General features: G+C 53.8%; 14 protein-coding genes. 3 read left to right on the top strand and 11 right to left on the bottom strand.

Annotated elements, in window-relative coordinates; translation table 11 throughout:
• Positions 1 to 119: 119 nt before the first annotated feature.
• On the bottom strand, positions 120 to 1,817 hold the full coding sequence (ctaD, locus tag I6J23_RS06580) for an aa3-type cytochrome oxidase subunit I (protein ID WP_204581389.1): 1,698 nt from the start codon (positions 1,815 to 1,817) through the stop codon (positions 120 to 122).
• Between the two features lie 363 nt (positions 1,818 to 2,180).
• Complete coding sequence (nrdF, locus tag I6J23_RS06575; protein ID WP_204581388.1) at positions 2,181 to 3,191, bottom strand: class 1b ribonucleoside-diphosphate reductase subunit beta; 1,011 nt, start codon at positions 3,189 to 3,191, stop codon at positions 2,181 to 2,183.
• A gap of 494 nt (positions 3,192 to 3,685) precedes the next feature.
• On the opposite strand from nrdF, the gene I6J23_RS06570 reads away from it, so the two are divergent.
• Positions 3,686 to 4,174 carry a ferritin gene (locus I6J23_RS06570; RefSeq protein WP_041628867.1) on the top strand — a complete coding sequence of 163 codons (489 nt, stop codon included), beginning with the start codon at positions 3,686 to 3,688 and terminating at the stop codon, positions 4,172 to 4,174.
• 143 nt (positions 4,175 to 4,317) lie between these two features.
• Here I6J23_RS06570 and nrdE read toward each other — a convergent pair whose 3' ends face one another.
• From nrdE to ykgO, 4 genes are all read right to left on the bottom strand, one after another.
• Positions 4,318 to 6,474: a class 1b ribonucleoside-diphosphate reductase subunit alpha gene (nrdE, locus tag I6J23_RS06565; protein WP_204581387.1), complete on the bottom strand. Its 2,157-nt coding sequence runs from the start codon at positions 6,472 to 6,474 to the stop codon at positions 4,318 to 4,320.
• A 179-nt stretch (positions 6,475 to 6,653) separates the two neighbouring features.
• A complete protein-coding gene (gene nrdI, locus I6J23_RS06560; RefSeq protein ID WP_204581386.1) occupies positions 6,654 to 7,085 on the bottom strand; it encodes a class Ib ribonucleoside-diphosphate reductase assembly flavoprotein NrdI in 432 nt (143 codons plus the stop codon).
• A gap of 171 nt (positions 7,086 to 7,256) precedes the next feature.
• Positions 7,257 to 7,490 (bottom strand): glutaredoxin-like protein NrdH, encoded by a 234-nt coding sequence (gene nrdH, locus I6J23_RS06555; protein WP_012732040.1) that lies wholly within the window; start codon positions 7,488 to 7,490, stop codon positions 7,257 to 7,259.
• 554 nt (positions 7,491 to 8,044) lie between these two features.
• On the bottom strand, positions 8,045 to 8,167 hold the full coding sequence (ykgO, locus tag I6J23_RS06550) for a type B 50S ribosomal protein L36 (protein WP_012732041.1): 123 nt from the start codon (positions 8,165 to 8,167) through the stop codon (positions 8,045 to 8,047).
• Positions 8,168 to 8,551: 384 nt separating this feature from the next.
• Between ykgO and nadE the strand changes: the two genes are divergently transcribed.
• Positions 8,552 to 9,388, top strand: coding sequence for an ammonia-dependent NAD(+) synthetase (gene nadE / locus I6J23_RS06545; RefSeq protein WP_204581385.1), 837 nt, complete (start codon positions 8,552 to 8,554; stop codon positions 9,386 to 9,388).
• Between the two features lie 40 nt (positions 9,389 to 9,428).
• Here the strand turns inward: nadE and I6J23_RS06540 are convergent, their stop codons facing one another.
• The 4 genes from I6J23_RS06540 to I6J23_RS10730 all read right to left on the bottom strand — a co-directional run bounded on the left by I6J23_RS06540 (position 9,429) and on the right by I6J23_RS10730 (position 12,772).
• Positions 9,429 to 9,881 carry a pyridoxamine 5'-phosphate oxidase family protein gene (locus I6J23_RS06540; RefSeq protein ID WP_046202606.1) on the bottom strand — a complete coding sequence of 151 codons (453 nt, stop codon included), beginning with the start codon at positions 9,879 to 9,881 and terminating at the stop codon, positions 9,429 to 9,431.
• Between the two features lie 104 nt (positions 9,882 to 9,985).
• A complete protein-coding gene (locus I6J23_RS06535) occupies positions 9,986 to 10,837 on the bottom strand; it encodes a hypothetical protein (RefSeq protein WP_204581384.1) in 852 nt (283 codons plus the stop codon).
• Positions 10,821 to 11,717, bottom strand: a complete 897-nt coding sequence (locus tag I6J23_RS06530; RefSeq protein ID WP_204581383.1) for an ABC transporter ATP-binding protein — start codon at positions 11,715 to 11,717, stop codon at positions 10,821 to 10,823. Before I6J23_RS06530 ends, I6J23_RS06535 begins: the two co-directional genes overlap by 17 nt.
• 38 nt (positions 11,718 to 11,755) lie before the next feature.
• The gene (locus I6J23_RS10730; protein ID WP_239454858.1) at positions 11,756 to 12,772 is read right to left on the bottom strand and encodes a hypothetical protein; all 1,017 of its coding nucleotides are present in this window, start codon (positions 12,770 to 12,772) and stop codon (positions 11,756 to 11,758) included.
• A gap of 201 nt (positions 12,773 to 12,973) precedes the next feature.
• On the opposite strand from I6J23_RS10730, the gene I6J23_RS06520 reads away from it, so the two are divergent.
• Complete coding sequence (locus I6J23_RS06520) at positions 12,974 to 14,140, top strand: Gfo/Idh/MocA family protein (RefSeq protein ID WP_204581382.1); 1,167 nt, start codon at positions 12,974 to 12,976, stop codon at positions 14,138 to 14,140.
• A gap of 40 nt (positions 14,141 to 14,180) precedes the next feature.
• Here the strand turns inward: I6J23_RS06520 and I6J23_RS06515 are convergent, their stop codons facing one another.
• A complete protein-coding gene (locus tag I6J23_RS06515; RefSeq protein ID WP_204581381.1) occupies positions 14,181 to 14,831 on the bottom strand; it encodes a CE1759 family FMN reductase in 651 nt (216 codons plus the stop codon).
• Positions 14,832 to 14,888: the final 57 nt, after the last annotated feature.

The raw sequence follows: 14,888 nt of genomic DNA, 5'->3' as shown, positions 1-14,888 counted from the left end.
TGCGAGGTGGTAATAGCAGAAACGGCCCCCACCCATGCGGATGGGGGCCGTCTCATTTATTCAGGAGGTCTGAATCCTTTGTTTCTCACGTTTAGCGAGCAAATACGGAACCACTCTCATTAAATCTGCCGACCGATGTGGGCTTCAGCTCGCATCTTTTCAACCATCTGCGGATGGTGAAGCTCGAAGGCTGGGCGCTCGGAACGAATGCGAGGCAGCGAGGTGAAGTTGTGGGCCGGGGGCGGGCAGGACGTAGCCCATTCGAGAGAGTTTCCGTAACCCCACGGATCATCGACGGTCACGATTTCGCCGTAGCGGAACGACTTGAACACGTTCCAGATGAACGGCAGGAAACCGATGCCGAGGATGAAGGAGAAGATCGTGGAGAACTGGTTCAAACCTGTGAATCCATCGGTCGGAAGGTAGTCAGCGTAACGACGTGGCATACCTTCGTCACCGAGCCAGTGCTGGACCAAGAATGTTCCATTGAATCCGATGACTGTTAACCAGAAGTGGATCTTACCGAGGCGCTCGTCCAACATCCGCCCCGTCATCTTCGGGAACCAGTAGTAGACGCCTGCACACGAAGCGAACACGATGGTACCGAACAGGGTGTAGTGGAAGTGAGCGACCACGAAGTAGGTATCCGACACGTGGAAGTCCAGCGGCGGTGAAGCCAGCATGATGCCGGTCAAGCCACCGAAGAGGAACGTCACCAAGAAGCCCATTGTCCAGAGCATCGGGGTCTCAAAGGTGATATGTCCACGCCACATCGTTCCTACCCAGTTGAAGAACTTCACACCGGTGGGCACCGAGATCAGGTACGTCATGAATGAGAAGAACGGAAGCAGGATAGCGCCGGTGACGAACATGTGGTGAGCCCACACAGCAACCGACAAAGCGGCAATCGACAGGGTCGCGAAAACCAGCCCGGCGTAACCGAACATCGGCTTGCGGGAGAAGACCGGGACAATCTCGGACACAATACCGAAGAACGGAAGGGCCAAGACGTAAACCTCAGGGTGACCGAAGAACCAGAACAGGTGCTGCCACAGAATTGCGCCACCATTAGCAGGGTCGTAAATGTGGCCACCGAGTTTGCGGTCGTACAGCACACCGAGGGCAGCCGCGGTCAGCATTGGGAAGATCAACAGAACGATAATCGAGGTAACCAGGACGTTCCAGGTGAAGATCGGCAGACGGAACATTGTCATGCCCGGGGCACGGAGGCACACGATCGTCGTGATCATGTTAATTGCCGACGCGATGGTTCCGACGCCACCAGCACCGACGCCAACGATCCACATGTCAGAACCGATGCCCGGCGAGTGAAGAGAGTCGGACAGCGGAGAATACATGGTCCAGCCGAAGTCAGCGGCTCCACCAGGGGTAAAGAAGCCCGACAGCATCAGTATGCCGCCACCGAGTGTGAGCCAAAAGCCCAGTGCATTCAACCTAGGGAATGCCACATCGGGGGCACCGATTTGCAACGGCATAATGTAGTTCGCGAAGCCCCACACCACTGGCGTGCCGTATAGCAGCAACATGACGGTGCCGTGCATGGTAAACAGCTGGTTGAACTGTTCATTGGACAAGAACTGAAGACCCGGGCTGAAAAGCTCAGCACGAATCAACAGGGCCATGAGACCACCGAGGAAGAAGAAACAGAACGACGTGATGATGTACATCATCCCGAGCTGCTTATGGTCCGTCGTGGTCAGCATGCGCCAGGCAAATCCCCCCTTCGGGGTGGTTCCTGACGGCTTTGGCCTAGCAGGGGCGACCGGTTGGTCAACCTTAGGCGCTACAGCAGTCATACTTTCCTCCTGAATTCGGAAGCTGCTTCGTGCCTTCACGTGAAGCAGATTCCTCGTCATTGTCATTGCCGGCGTGCGTCGACCACGCCCCGCCCAATCACTCAGAACACTGTCACCAGCGCAAACAACGTCGAACAGGTTGTTGCGATGTCCAACAACTCGACGAGGGCGCCTGAAAGTTTTCTGAAGATCGGCGGACAATAGCCTTAAGTACACCAACGATGTTCAACATAGTAACGCTGTGTACCGCATAATGGCTAGTCCTCTAAGCCATTTTTCACACGGTAGGGGGAAGAGACCTGTCGTCCGCGGGAACTAAAGATCGGTTGTGGGCGTTATCTTCGACGTTGTCTCCGAGCCGTCTTAGAAATCCCAGTCTTCGTCGGTCGTGGATTCCGCTTTACCTATTACATAGGACGATCCCGACCCCGAGAAAAAGTCATGGTTTTCGTCGGCCCCGGGGTTGAGGGACGAAATAATCGCCGGGCTCACGCGGGTTTCGTCTGCAGGGAACAACGCTTCATAACCCAGGTTGTTTAAGGCCTTATTAGCGTTGTAGCGCAAAAAACGCTTTACGTCTTCCGTCCACCCCAACTCGTCATAGAGGTCTTCAGTGTACTGCGTTTCGTTGTCATACAACTCGTAGAGGAGATCGAAGGTGTATTCCTTCAGCCCATCCCGTTCGGACTGCGTCAAGGCCTCCTGACCGCGCTGGTACTTATAGCCGATGTAATACCCGTGGACTGCTTCGTCGCGAATAATAAGACGAATGACGTCGGCAGTGTTTGTTAGCTTGCCATGACTAGACCAATACATCGGCAAATAAAAGCCCGAGTAGAAGAGGAAGGACTCAAGCAGTGTCGACGCAACCTTCCGCTTGAAAGGATTGTCGCCCTCGTAATAGTCGAGAACGATACGGGCCTTGTCTTGAAGGTTCTCATTCTCCTCGGACCACCGGAAGGCGTCGTTGATCTCCGGCGTCGACGACAGCGTCATAAAAATCGACGAGTAGGAGCGGGCGTGGACAGACTCCATAAACGCAATATTCGTGTAGACGGCTTCTTCGTGGGGCGTGAGTGCGTCAGGAATGAGAGAAACCGCGCCAACGGTGCCCTGGATAGTATCCAGCATGGTGAGACCGGTAAATACACGCATCGTGGTGCGCTGTTCTAGTTCGTTGAGAGTGCCCCAGCTCTTGATGTCATTAGACAGGGGAACTTTTTCTGGTAACCAAAAATTTCCGGTCAACCTATCCCACACCTCTTGGTCTTTGTCATCCGGGATTGTATTCCAATCAATGGCAGCAATGGGGCGATCATGGTTGGTAGCGTTTGTCCCCCATCGGACTGGTGTGATTGCGTTGGTCTTCTTCATCAGAGTGCCCCTTTCAACACTGTAAACATTAAAAATATCGAACTTGCCGCACAATCGGTGGGATAGATAGTGGCCAAGCCGAGCTAAGCCCTGTGGCTAGGGCCACGTGGTACCCCATCGAATGCCCGCATCCGTCATCCCGTCCCGGCCAAGTCTAGCCCTCGGGCGCCGACATAGGCTCCCCTGTCATCACTCGAATAAAACCTTTAGCGTAAGTGGCAGTTTTGTGCCGGGCAATCGTTCGACCTCCTTTGCCCAAAACTGTAAATTTTAGATTCATAGGACAACGCCAACTTCCCTAATAACTAGACGTAGGTTTAATTCTAAAATTGTGAATCCAGAGAGAGGGTAACGAAAGATCTTGAAGGATAAACCGGACGGTAGCAAACCCTAAAACCAGCAATCTGATTGTTTTTTGCTTAAACTAAAAAATTCAATCATAAAATTTTTCACAAATAATTGGCCAAAACAAAGAAATTTTATATAATCGTGACATGGCTATCAGTGACACAATGCAAAAAGCATTCAATGACCAATTCAATGCCGAACTCCAGGCGGCACTCGTTTACAAGCAACTGGGGCTGGAACTTGATCGCCTTAGCTTGGTAGGCATGCGGGACTGGATGCGCGAACAAGTTGATGAGGAATTCGGACATGCTCACGCTTTCAGCGACCACATCTTGGCTCGTGGCGGTCAAGTGACCATCTCCACCCTTTCAGTCCCTGAGCTCAATATTCAGTCGGCAAAGGATGCATTCCAAGCCGCTCTCGAACACGAGAAGAAGGTATCGGGTCTGATTCGCGATCTTGCTAAGACAGCAGATGCTGAAGGAGATCTCGACTCTCGTCAGTTAATCGACCGCTTTTTGACCGAACAGATCGAAGAAGAAGACACGGTTAACGAGATTCTCGATCGCCTTGAGCTTGTTGGCGATGACGGTGCGGGCATTCTCCGCCTCGATGCTGAGCTAGGTCAACGTTAAAATTAACTAGACAAAACTAGGTGGCTTGTGCCGGCTAGTCAGGCATTCAACGGCCCCATATCATCAGGATATGGGGCCTATTTTATGCCCGTTTCCGCACCATTGTGTCAGCACGGCTGTAAAGGCTAGTGCATCGCACACCGTTACAGCATGCAGGAAACGCAACCTTCAACCTCGGTACCCTCTAATGCCGCTTGTCGCAGGCGAATGTAATACAGGGTCTTAATTCCGTTCTTCCACGCGTAAATCTGCGCCCGGTTAATATCGCGGGTCGTTGCAGTGTCTTTGAAGAACAACGTCAGCGACAACCCTTGGTCGACATATTTCGTTGCTACGGCATACGTGTCGATAACCTTTTCATATCCTATTTCATAAGCATCTTTGAAATAGTCGAGGTTGTCATTGTTCATGTGCGGGGCAGGATAGTACACGCGCCCGATCTTGCCCTCTTTACGGATTTCAATTCTCGACGCGATCGGGTGAATCGATGATGTCGAGTTGTTGATATACGAAATAGAACCCGTCGGAGGAATCGCCTGCAGATTACGGTTATAGAGGCCATATTGCTGGACATCCTCCCGCAACTGAGCCCACTGTGCTGCCGTCGTCACGGAGATCGACGATTCCTCAAAGATGCGCTTGACTTTCTCCGTCTTCGGGGCGAAGTCCTGCGGATCATAGCGATCAAAGAAAGCACCAGACGCGTAATCAGAATCCTCGAAACCGGTGAAGGTAACTCCCCTTTCCCGGGCGAGGCGATTGGATGCCTTGAGGCAGGCCACCATGACGGCGGCGAAATACGCGTTAGTGAAGTCGAGCGCTTCTTCACTGCCGTAGTAAATGTGCTCACGGCCTAAGTAACCGTGAAGGTTCATTTGGCCCAAACCGATCGCGTGGGAATGTTCATTGCCCTGCCGGACGGATGGGACCGAATCGATAGACGTCTGATCCGACACCGCAGTCAAACCGCGGATGGCCGTATCGATGGTTCCGTCGAAGTCGTCGCTATCCATGACCATCGCAATATTTAACGAACCCAGGTTGCACGAGATGTCGTCGCCAATACGCTGATATGTTAGGTCCGCGTTAAATTCGGACGGGCTATTGACCTGGAGGATTTCTGAGCAAAGATTGGACATATTAATGCGCCCAGAAATGGGATTAGCGCGGTTAACTGTATCCTCAAACATGATGTACGGATAACCGGACTCAAATTGAATCTCAGCCAGCGTCTGGAAAAACTGCCGCGCATTGATTTTCGACTTCTTGATGCGAGGATCTTCCACCATCTCGTCGTAGTGCTCAGAGATGCCGATGTCCGAGAATGGTTTCCCATAGACTCGTTCAACATCATAAGGCGAGAACAAGTACATGTCATCATTACGCTTGGCTAATTCAAACGTAATATCGGGGATAACTACTCCCAGTGACAAGGTTTTAATACGGATTTTTTCATCAGCATTTTCACGCTTGGTGTCCAAGAAACGCAGAATATCCGGATGGTGGGCGTGTAAGTAAACCGCACCTGCTCCTTGACGAGCACCTAACTGGTTGGCATAGGAGAAGGAGTCTTCCAGGAGCTTCATTACGGGAATGACGCCAGATGACTGGTTCTCAATTTTCTTAATCGGGGCACCTTGTTCACGCAGGTTAGACAGGAGAAGTGCCACTCCCCCGCCACGCTTAGATAGCTGCAAAGCAGAGTTGATAGAGCGACCGATCGACTCCATGTTATCTTCAATACGAAGAAGGAAACAGGAAACCGGTTCACCGCGCTGCGCTTTACCGATATTGAGGAACGTCGGGGTTGCGGGCTGAAAACGGCCCTGAATAATTTCGTCGACGAGCCGACGGGCTAGAGAAATGTCACCGTCGGCAAGCCCCAAGGCAACCATGCACACTCTGTCCTCATACCGCTCTAGGTAACGGTTTCCATCAAAAGTACGCAACGTGTATGAGGTGTAATACTTGTATGCACCTAAGAACGTTTTAAAGCGAAACTTATAGCTATAGGCCTGCTTGAACAGATCTTTAATGTCGGAAAAGTCGTATTTCTCGACGATGTCACCATTGTAGTAGTTATTCTTAATCAAGTAGTCAAATTTTTCTTCCAAATCATGAAAGAATACCGTGTTCTGATTAACATGCTGAAGAAAAAATTGATTAGCGGCTTCGCGGTCTTTGTCGAACTGAATTTTGCCATTCTCGTCATAGAGGTTAAGAATGGCATTGAGAGCGTGGAAATCTAACTGCTCTGTAGACCGAACAGGCTCTGCTACTGTTTTGCCGAGATCTGACACCTAGAATCTCCTAACTGTTGAGGGGGAAAACTTCTGTATTGGCAAAGAACGGTGTAGGGGATACAACCTACGGACGCGATCGTCCTGAGGCTTATTCATCCCGTTCTATTTGTGTGTATTGACGCGAAATGACTGATGTTCGGCCTTTAAAAAGAGCCCATACAGGCGATTTGGATTATTTATGCTGCGTGTCGCCTCATCCCGTTGGCTTCAAATGCCGCTAAGCCCTGCTTCACAATGGCCACATCCTCCTGGGTTCCCATCAATTCGAACCGATAAAGATAAGGAACGTGACACTTCTCTGAAATAATGTCGCCCGCGACTCCGTAATCTGGGCCAAAGTTGGTGTTACCCGATGCGATAACACCCCGAATCAAACTGCGGTTCTGCTCATTGTTCAGGAAATGGATAACCTGGGTGGGCACAGGCCTTGTTTCCTGCCGGCTTATCGACGCTCCACCACCATATGTTGGGCATATAAGAACATATGGCTCATGGACAACCAGGTCGGGTTCAGTACGCCGAAGCGGTATCCGATCTGCGCGCATGCCCAACTTATCGACGAACCGCTGCGTGTTATTCGTCGCCGAAGAAAAATAGACGAGGTACATGATTATTTTTCATCTTTTCTGGTGACTGAAACTATTGAAAACGGGAAGGAAATGAAAATGAGGCGGGGCCGCGCATTGCAGTTAACCGCCTATTAACTCTGCAGAACAACCAAAAGATAAGATTTCGCGCTACTTGATCCCTCATCGCACGACGACGTGTGCAGCGATGTCCTATGCAGCGGAGGTGACCAGGCTCTTGATGCGATCCGGGCGAAAACCTGACCAGTGCTCATCCTGAGCGACAACGACCGGTGCCTGCAGGTAACCCAGAGCCATCACGTAGTCGCGAGCGTCGCTGTCCATGGTGATATCGACAGTTTCGTAGTCCACGCCTGCACGATCGAGAGCCTTCTTTGTAGCAGTGCACTGAACACAGGCGGGCTTGGTGTAGACGGTGACGGCCATAGAAAATTCTCCCTCTGTTGATGCACTACTTTTTGCTGCGGCAATTATTTTTGACGGGCACTTGTACCGCGAGAACTCGGTGATGTTCCACCCGAAATCAGACGGCTATCCGGTAGATATCCGGCGGATCCTCAACCTTTGTTCGGCCCGTGCAACGGGAATTAACTTTATCCCACCGACAGCGAAAACACAATAGATAGAATTAGAATCGGCCCAGCACCACTACATGTAGTAATTACAAAGACGGAATTCCAAGGTCGTGACTATTACGAATCACTACATGTATACCGGACCGATTTAAGCATCAGTTTTGCTACATAGTTGTTCATCATCCACGAGCCACACAACCTCGTCCATGAGCACACGGCCACGACCCTAGACCAAAGCACCTACGCCCCACCTTGCCAACAAGACACAGAAACCGCGAAAAGCAAAAACCGGCAACCTTCCTCATGGAAAGCTGCCGGTTCGGCGCTTCTTCAGCGCTCAACTCACTGACGGCCATCGGCATCTGCACAGCTCTCGCTGGCTGCCATGTGTGGCCTACGAGTCAATTAGCCCTGGCGGGCCTTGAAACGCGGATCCTTTTTGTTGATCACAAAAACCTTGCCGTGACGGCGCACAACCTGAGCGCCCGGCTTGTTCTTCAGCGACCGAAGGGACTTACGGACCTTCATCGGGCGCTCCTTTCTTCGTCGGCTGGGCTAGTAAAAACCAACCACCAGTGGTGATCGGCCACTACACAACACAGTCTGATGTGGATAATCCCTGCGAGATCATCGCAGTTCACGCACATGACTATGACACGAAGCGCTATGGTACCTCGACCAGGCCAAAATCCAAAACTTTAAGCCCAATTCCTTTTATCCCCAATCCCTCGGCGCTTCGCCCCACACAATCCTTTACGCGACAACTCTTTAACAGTGTTTTCATGGAAGCAACGTTTTGCTCTAACAATGTTTTCACAAACACCACGTTCATACGTCACCTACCCCACACCGATGTACGTGGATTATCGACACCGGTGTACATCAGCGACCCAACCGTTTTACCATGGGGGAATGACAAGCGATCTTCGCGACGACATACGACGCTCCCTCGGCGTCCAGTCCACCATTGATCCACAGGAAGAAATCGAACGACGAGTTTCATTCCTGGCAGAGTACCTCATTTCTACGCAGGCTAAAGGCTTTATCCTGGGCATTTCGGGAGGTCAGGATTCGACGCTCGCCGGCCGCCTGGCCCAGCTCGCCGTCGAGCGTGTCCGTGAACAAGAAGGAACCAAGGTACGCTTCCATGCCGTGCGGCTCCCCTACGGAGAACAAGCAGATGAGGACGACGCCCAGCGTGCGCTCAACTTCATCGAGCCCGATCGAACCGTCGCGATCAATATCAAAGATGCGACCCAAGCGTTACAAAAGACGGTATCGGCGTCGCTAGGAATTCACTGTCTCACAGATTTCAACAGGGGAAATGTCAAAGCGCGCATCCGGATGGTTGCCCAATACGCGGCAGCCGGGCAGCTTGGCCTCCTTGTCGTCGGCACTGATCATGCCGCAGAAGCCGTGACCGGTTTTTACACAAAGTACGGTGACGGCGGAGCAGATATTCTCCCCCTGTCAGGACTGACAAAACGGCAGGGTGCAGCACTGCTTCAAGAACTCGGCGCACCCCCCAGCACCTGGAGCAAGGTTCCCACAGCCGATTTGGAAGACAACCGCCCCGCACTGCCCGATGAAGAAGCACTCGGCGTGACCTACTCACAAATCGATGATTACCTCGAAGGCGTCGACGGGCTGCCACAGGAGGCCATCGATCGCATCGAGCATCTCTACACGGTGAGCCGCCATAAGCGGAGCATGCCGGTCGACCCTACCGACACATGGTGGAAACAATGATGTGTGCCGGCGGTCTCATTGACCCAGGCATCATGCGCGTCTAGTACTTCGTGCTCATATACCGGTCAGGTTCGTCGCCAAGTTTGAAGTGACGGCCTGACACGGAGTCTGGGACGACCCGTACATAGTTGTATTTCAGCGTGGGAAGCCACGGCTTGAGCTCAAGTTTGTCTGCTTCGTTGATCTCTGCGGTGCTGGTCAGGCGATGTGCCCGACCGCGAATGACGACCGATGTGGCGTCGGACTCGTCAAAAGAGTCAACCTCGAAAAGGACCTTATCGTTGACGGTCAGCGAGACTAGTTTTGACCCCTCTGACGTGCGGAAAAGGATGGACTTCGGGCGGTCACCGTCGCCGGGATCAACAACGTAATTGACCGGGTAAATGTCGATGTCCTCACCGGACCGAACAACCAGGCGCCCCAGTTTTACAGAAGAGAGGAAGTCGAAGACTTCCTCGTCGGACAGTTCAGTGATGATGTTCTCGTCGCTCATGTGTCTATTCTGCTCTAAAAACACGTTCGTCACAGCGAAATCCCCCTTTCGGGTGCCAACGCGACACGACGAACCCCCTAGTCCTGGTGCATGTTAGGCGCCTGCTAGCGGGGCCGACGCGACCATCTAACCGCTGAGCAGATGCCCAAAAGCATAATCACTGCAGCCCACCCCATGACGTAGAGCAACGAGCCGTTACTGCTCCACGGCGGCTCGAGAGCTATCTCTTGACCTGTGCCATAAATTCCGTTCAGAAACGGCATCCACCCCACAAGTTCACCCCCGCGAGGGACGAACACGATGGCGTTCTCGATCAAGAGCGACCACACCGTGATAACGGTAATCGCGGCCGCCGGGACCGCAACGAGGGCGCCGATTCCCACACCGATCCCGCACGCCGCGACCGCATAGAGGGGCGCCGCCCACAAGAACCGCAGACCCTCGACGCTTGAGGCGGACACAGATCCGTACACCTGCGGGTATAACGCCGGCAAGGCAACCATCACCATGAGGACGGAGAAAAACGATCCGATGGCCGCAGCGACCGACACGACTAGCCAGCGAGCGATGATCGACGGGACTGGTTGTGGGTGCAGTACGGAGTCCAGCTCGCCAACGGGCCCTCGCATCGAGGAGGCTTGGGCGTAGGTCGCGACGACGGCATACATGGTTATTCCCAGGTAGATCACCCAATAGTTCGCGTTCAGCGTCGATACTTCACGAACCTGAATCAAGCCACCGTTACCGTGCAGCGATTCCGCGACACCGCCGATGACCAGCGTCACCACCAAGGGAAGAATGATGCCCAATGGCACGAGAACACGTATAAAAGGTCCTCGCCAGCCGCTTAGCCGCACCCACTCTGAGGTCCATGCGGAATAGAACGCGCGCCAGGGAAACGGTCCCGACTTACTCGTGGCATTGTTCATCTGGGCGCTGTCAGATATGGCCGGCATGGCCACTCTCCCTCCCAGCATTATTGTGGCCGACGGGCATCACGCCGTTGCTCCCAACTGCTACCGCGTGATTGAGCGCGCGGGGAATCGCGTCGATAAACGCTTCCTCCAACGAAGCATAAGCCCCGACCACATCGCGTACCGAACCTTGCGACACGATAGTCCCACCCTCGAGCAAAACAACCCGATCCGCAGTCCGCTCCACATTTGCGAAATGGTGGGAGGCCACCACAACGCAGTGACCACGCTCGGCCAGATCCCGCATCAAGGACCGCAACCACAACATGCCCGCGAGGTCCAAGCCATTCATCGGCTCGTCCATAATGATGTTCCGCGGCCACCCGAGCAGCGCAGTCGCAACGCCCAACCGCTGACGCATACCGAGCGAATAACTGAGCACTGGCCTATCTGCCACGGCCTCGAGCCCAACCCGCACAATCATGTCGTCGGCTTCATCCCAAGACAGCCGTTTTGCCGACGCTACCCAATGCAAATGATGGCGCCCTGATTGCTTCATTTCGCTAGCCGTTGTGTCCAGGAACACCCCCAATGAGCGACCGGGCCCGTCCCATCGTCGCGGGTCGGCGCCATCCACACTGACCGCTCCGGACGCGACAGGCACAATTCCTGCCATGATCTTTAACAGCGTCGACTTACCCACGCCATTAAGCCCGACGAGATAGGTGATCGTGGAATTATCAAAACGCAGTGACACATCTGACAATGCGAAGTCCGGCCGCCTGCCTCGCGTACCTACATTCCGGCCATGGATCAATCCGCGGTGTGTGCCAGATCCGCGGTGTTTACTAATCGTCGTTCTGGAATAGAATCGACGGCCACCTGAGCCGACTTCATAACGAATGTTATCCAGCAGAATCACGACGCTGACCTTTTCTTAACACTCATCACGCCGATTACCTAAGCGTTGCAATAAATGGGGAGGCCAACGGTCTTCACACCTTGGCACATTGATGAACTCGCCAACCGCCAATTCCCATCCTTATAGACAAAGTCGATAGGCATTGAAATGTCGGGAATCCCCGCAGAAAAGGAGTGAAGTTGAACAGTAATGGTGTCGCCATGTCGCTCCATTGGCTCCGTTAAGCGACTACCACCGCGTGGCGCACGGAATAGACCAATTCGCGAGACAGTCTTCGGAACAACCACGGCATCGGGTGCCTCAATATTCGCTTTCTTGGCTTCATCCGAGGCATCCGTGGCAGTCAGGAAGTAAACAATCCCGTTAAGCTCGTCGAGCGAAGGATTAGGGTCAGTCACGGTGTAGTTGGCTGGCAACGGTGACGACGGCGTCCACCTGCGGTTCCCAGAATCTGAATCCGATACGCCACTATCATCGGCATCATCATCCCCGGCGTTGGACTCATCCTGCCCATTCTGAGATGAATCAGACCCTGACTCACGACCATTACCATTCAATCCAGAACCCGATCTCGAGTCCGAGTTTCCGCCCGACGATGCTTTCTTCCCCTCAGTCGGAGCGCCCAGGGCACCACCACCAGTGGCACCCTTGCTCGTCCCATTCTTATCGTGCCCATTTTTGCCAGTAGCATGTTTCGATTTCTTCGCACTCGACGGGACCGGCGACTTCTTCAGGACCTTATGTCCCTGGGCATCGGTCGACTCCTCCGCGACGTACGTGGCTGAATTGTCATCTCCGTGGCGGGACAACCCGACGACACCAATCGCCAGGATGACCGCCGCAACGATAGCCGCTACCCCGCCGGCCATCATGACGGTCGGCCAGTTAACGCGGTGGTTCACGCCGCTTTGCTGAGTGCTCTCCCCCAGGCCGAAATTCTCCGTCGGGGCATTATCGGGCTGATTACCATAACCTGACTGGCCGACGGAACCATCATAGGGTGGGTCGAATTCTGACGGGCTGGACTGATCTGGCCCCAGGCGATTGGAGGACATGTGCGGTGCCACCTATGTGCAGTTTAACCTTGAACAAAAAGGAATATGTGTGTAGATTAGCCTAATTTTTTAAATACGCATAATAATTTCTTATTTACTATCGCGAGCCTCACAGCTCTCATGCGCACAGCTCTCGCAGACCCGCAGCCGTCACCCTCGTACACTCGACGCGACCGAGGATCCCGACCTACGCTGGCTTCTATGTCGGATAACACCGTGGAAAACACATCATCGAACACGACCCCAGACTCACCTGGCCACCCTTATCGTTTTGCCGTGGTTGGACTCGGACAAATCGCGCAACAAGCCTTCCTTCCTGGACTCGCGCAATTACCCGAGGCACAGCTAGACGCCGTCGTCACGTCGGATCCCAACAAGGCCGAGCGCTATCACGTCCCCGGCTATTCCTATGACCGATACCAGGAACTCCTCGACTCCGGCGATATCGACGCTGTCTACGTTGCGACGCCGGTTGACCGTCACCGCGAATTCACCATCCCCGCACTTCACGCTGGCATTCCCGTGTTGTGTGAAAAGCCAATGGCTCCGTCGGTCGACGACTGTCAAGCTATGCTCGACGCGGCCGATAAAACGGGCACAACGCTCATGCTCGCCTACCGCATGCATACGGACCCGTTCATGACTGACCTTGTGGAGCTTGTCCGCTCGGGCAAACTTGGCGAGGCGCGTTATTTCACATCCCAGTTCAGCCACACCATTAACCCGGAGAATCACCGCGCCAACCACGGATTCTGGGGTGGCCCGGTTCCCGATCTCGGGGTCTATGCACTCAATATGGCTCGGAACCTATATGAAGAGGAACCGACGACCGTGTACGCGATCGGTGGCCACCACGAGGGTACCGGCCTGGACACCACACCCACGGTCAGTGTTTCTCTTGGATTCGATAGTGGACGGACTGCCCAATTTACGACGAGCTATTCGACGTCCTCAGCCGAAGGTTTCACACTGGCAGCGTCGAAGGGAACGGTGGTATCCCCGTCGGCGTACATGTGGGGTGAAGGCTCCGATCTTCACGCGACTGTTTCAATTGCCGACGAAGAAGGCAGCGGTACTGATACCACCGAAGAATGGCATTACAATGCCAAGGATCAATTCGCTGGTGAGACCCGCTATTTCCTGAGATGCGTCAACGAGAACAAATCCCCGGAGCCCAACGGAGAGGAGGGCCTGCTCGACATACGCGTGTGTGAAGCGGTTAAGGAGTCGCTGGAAACCGGGCGTCCAGTCTCACTGGAGCCTCGGACGCGGGAACGTCGAATTAGTCCTGATGAAGCACAAAAAATCCCCGCCCCATCAAAGCCGGGCGAGGATGACATCGCTGTGCAGGCGACTGAGGAACTCTAGCTCACCGGAGTTTCCCCAGCACCACGCCTCTCAGCAACCGTTACCCCTCGTGACCACGTAAAAGGTCCTCAAAGTCGCGGGAGTGGGAGACTTTCACGCCGTCCTTGCGCTCAGGGGCCGCCTCTGTCAGGTCTGGGCCGAATCCCTCCACAGCTCCCGTCGTCGCCAAGAGATAACCGGCAAGTTCCGAAGCCGCACGATTGGCCCGGCGCGTGAGGTCAGTCTCTTGGCCAAAGTCCTCTGTAGCAGCAAAGACACCTGTGGGCATGACCGTGGCGCGCAAGTATGTAAACAGTGGACGCATCGAGTAATCGAGCATGAGCGCATGGCGAGGACTACCCGCTGTGGCCGCGATCAAGACCGGCATGCCGTTGAGGGCATTGGTGTCCAAGGAATCCATGAACATCTTGAATAGTCCGGTGTAACTCGAGGTAAACACGGGGGAGGCTGCGATCACGCCGTCGGCAGCTGAGAGCGTTTTCTTTGCTTGGGTTAACTTCTCACCGGCCATACCAGTGGTCATCACTGTGGCTAATTCTTTAGCGAGCGGCCGCAAGTTAATTATCTCAATCTCGACTGCGTCGCCGCGCTTGGACACTTGGGACTCCAATGCTCCAGTAATAGAGTCAATTAGCATCTTGGTGTTCGAAGGGGTCCCCACGCCTGCGTTAATAACCGCGACCTTCTTCATTATTCGTTACGCCTTTCTGCTTCACCGATGAATTAATGGCTAGCTACGAATGCACGG

The sequence above is a fragment of the Corynebacterium kroppenstedtii genome (assembly GCF_016894245.1).
In the GTDB taxonomy this organism is placed as follows: Bacteria; Actinomycetota; Actinomycetes; order Mycobacteriales; family Mycobacteriaceae; genus Corynebacterium.
Note: the sequence above shows the minus strand (reverse complement) of the source record. Positions and strands in the feature narration are given on the sequence as shown.

Bases quoted from the DNA above. Each gene is read 5' to 3' on its own strand.
- ctaD (WP_204581389.1), bottom strand. From the start codon at position 1,817: ATGACTGCTGTAGCGCCTAAGGTTGACCAACCGGTCGCCCCTGCTAGG.
- nrdF (WP_204581388.1), bottom strand. From the start codon at position 3,191: ATGAAGAAGACCAACGCAATCACACCAGTCCGATGGGGGACAAACGCT.
- I6J23_RS06570 (WP_041628867.1), top strand. From the start codon at position 3,686: ATGGCTATCAGTGACACAATGCAAAAAGCATTCAATGACCAATTCAAT.
- nrdI (WP_204581386.1), bottom strand. From the start codon at position 7,085: ATGTACCTCGTCTATTTTTCTTCGGCGACGAATAACACGCAGCGGTTC.
- nrdH (WP_012732040.1), bottom strand. From the start codon at position 7,490: ATGGCCGTCACCGTCTACACCAAGCCCGCCTGTGTTCAGTGCACTGCT.
- ykgO (WP_012732041.1), bottom strand. From the start codon at position 8,167: ATGAAGGTCCGTAAGTCCCTTCGGTCGCTGAAGAACAAGCCGGGCGCT.
- nadE (WP_204581385.1), top strand. From the start codon at position 8,552: ATGACAAGCGATCTTCGCGACGACATACGACGCTCCCTCGGCGTCCAG.
- I6J23_RS06540 (WP_046202606.1), bottom strand. From the start codon at position 9,881: ATGAGCGACGAGAACATCATCACTGAACTGTCCGACGAGGAAGTCTTC.
- I6J23_RS06535 (WP_204581384.1), bottom strand. From the start codon at position 10,837: ATGCCGGCCATATCTGACAGCGCCCAGATGAACAATGCCACGAGTAAG.
- I6J23_RS10730 (WP_239454858.1), bottom strand. From the start codon at position 12,772: ATGTCCTCCAATCGCCTGGGGCCAGATCAGTCCAGCCCGTCAGAATTC.
- I6J23_RS06520 (WP_204581382.1), top strand. From the start codon at position 12,974: ATGTCGGATAACACCGTGGAAAACACATCATCGAACACGACCCCAGAC.
- I6J23_RS06515 (WP_204581381.1), bottom strand. From the start codon at position 14,831: ATGAAGAAGGTCGCGGTTATTAACGCAGGCGTGGGGACCCCTTCGAAC.